Here is a 1,900-nt window from a genome sequence, read left to right as displayed (position 1 = left end):
CCATGTAGGCAGCGGCCCCCTTGAGGCCGTAGAGGCAGAGCAGACGCAGCCCCATGATGTCTTCATGCACCTCGCGCTTGCCGCGATTGACTGCGGTTTGCGGCGCATGGGCCAACTGGGCAAGCAGCTCATCACCCGGCTCGAAGCTGGCGGCCTCGGGCAAGCCGGTGACCTGTACCGCCAATGCAGCCAGACGGTCGGCCAGCTGCTGACGATGAGCCAGCGCCTGATTGACATAGGCAACGATGCGGACGGAATCGAAGTTGACGTTGGTGAGGGTCGCGAAGAAGGCCTTGGGCACGAAGGCATCGATCTCATTGTCGATGACACCGTGCTCGCGGGCGGCCAGCGCCCAGGCGCTGAGGCCCTGCAGCGCATAGATCAGCACATCCTGCAGATCCGAGGTTTCGGCCGTCTTGCCGCACATGCCTCGTGCATACGCACAACCATTGCCTGCCGGGGTACGAATTGTCTGTTCACATTGCACACAAAACATCATGCCTCTCCTAATTTGATATTTCAGTTGCTTGTTTTGTGGCGATTCTATGCCCCTCACCAAAAACTTAATAGGCATTCATTTTGCCAATTAAGTTTTTGGTGATGCAGATCAAAAACAAAAAAGCCGCCCAAACAGGGCGGCAGCGGGTGGATAAAAGAAGAGGCAACGCTGGGTTACAACAAAGGTTTACAACAAAACTCTCTGCAACAAAGGGTCAGGCCAGATAAGCGCGCAGCATCCAGACCAGTTTTTCCTGCTGCTGCACATAGTCAGAGAGGATGGAGGCCGTCCCCTCGTCACCGGCCTCGGCGGCTTGTCCCAAGATGCGGCGCTGGGCGACCAGCAGCTCGCGGAAGCTCTCAAGCAGAGATTCGACACAGGCACGACCGTCATGCAGCCCCTTCTTCTCCGGGATGGCAGAAACTGTCAGGTAGTCACTGAAGCTGTGCATGGGCACACCATCCAGAGTGAGGATGCGCTCGGCCAAGGCGTCAACCTTCAGCAGCAGATCGTTATAGATCTCTTCAAATTTCAGGTGCAGTTCGAAGAACTGGTTGCCGCGGATATTCCAGTGGAAGCCACGGACGTTCATGTAGAGGATCTGGTAACTGGCCAGCAATTTGTTCAGCTCGGCGGCCAGGGCTTGTGATTGAACGGTATCAAGACCAATCGGACTTTTCATGTTTCACCTCCAGATTTGACGACTGAGCCAGATTAGCTCCCTTAAGACTCAAAAGGTAATAGTTACTGCCTAAGTGATTAATAGCGCGCGACTATCGCCAAGTGCCCCCACCGGATGATCTGGTATGACTCACCCCGGGAGCCGCTCTATGTAGAGGATCACTTCGCCCAGATGAATGCCGAACTTGCTGATATCGGCCCGATTGATCAAGCGATCTTCATCCAGCAGATACATCCAGTCATCGAAGCTCACCCGCACCACCTCCCCGTCCGGCAGGGCCAGATCGAGTTGGTAGCGCCAGTTGAAGGCAAAGCCCTGAGTTTTACCTACCGCCTCCCCCACTACGTCGGATGCCGTGCCGTGCCAGTGTCCATCTGCCCCTTTGCTCAGGAACCAGGTGCGGGTCTGTTGCCGGCCATCATCGAAATAGAACTGCTCGAACAGCTCACCCTTGCCATCCTGCCAATGCCCTTGCATCTCGACCCGAAAGCGACTGGTCACTTCGCCGCTGCGGTCGGTCACCAGGCCATGAGCCACCAGTTTGCCGTTGAAGAAGCGGGCGAGATCCCAGCTCGGCCCCTGACCGCGATAGTCATCCAGGCTGCTGCCACAACCCGCCAGCACCAAAAGTGGCAGCAGGAGCAGACAACGAAAAACACGAAATAAAACCATGAAGTGCTCCAGCATCAGAGTTGACCGCGCAAGCGACGGGTGAGCGT

Annotated in this window: 2 protein-coding genes and 1 pseudogene; all 3 read right to left on the bottom strand. The window is 56.4% G+C overall.

The window, feature by feature from the left end; translation table 11 throughout:
• Positions 1 to 496 (bottom strand): annotated as a pseudogene (locus AAC083_RS23140) (hydroxylamine reductase); the annotation flags it as partial.
• A 217-nt stretch (positions 497 to 713) separates the two neighbouring features.
• Positions 714 to 1,181 (bottom strand): Dps family protein, encoded by a 468-nt coding sequence (locus tag AAC083_RS14235; protein ID WP_108536944.1) that lies wholly within the window; start codon positions 1,179 to 1,181, stop codon positions 714 to 716.
• A gap of 129 nt (positions 1,182 to 1,310) precedes the next feature.
• Positions 1,311 to 1,853: a DUF3833 domain-containing protein gene (locus AAC083_RS14230; protein WP_108536950.1), complete on the bottom strand. Its 543-nt coding sequence runs from the start codon at positions 1,851 to 1,853 to the stop codon at positions 1,311 to 1,313.
• Between the last annotated feature and the right edge of the window lie 47 nt (positions 1,854 to 1,900).

Source organism: Aeromonas sp. HMWF014, from assembly GCF_963878295.1.
Taxonomy (GTDB): domain Bacteria; phylum Pseudomonadota; class Gammaproteobacteria; order Enterobacterales; family Aeromonadaceae; genus Aeromonas; species Aeromonas popoffii.
This window is presented reverse-complemented; position numbering and strand designations above follow the sequence as displayed.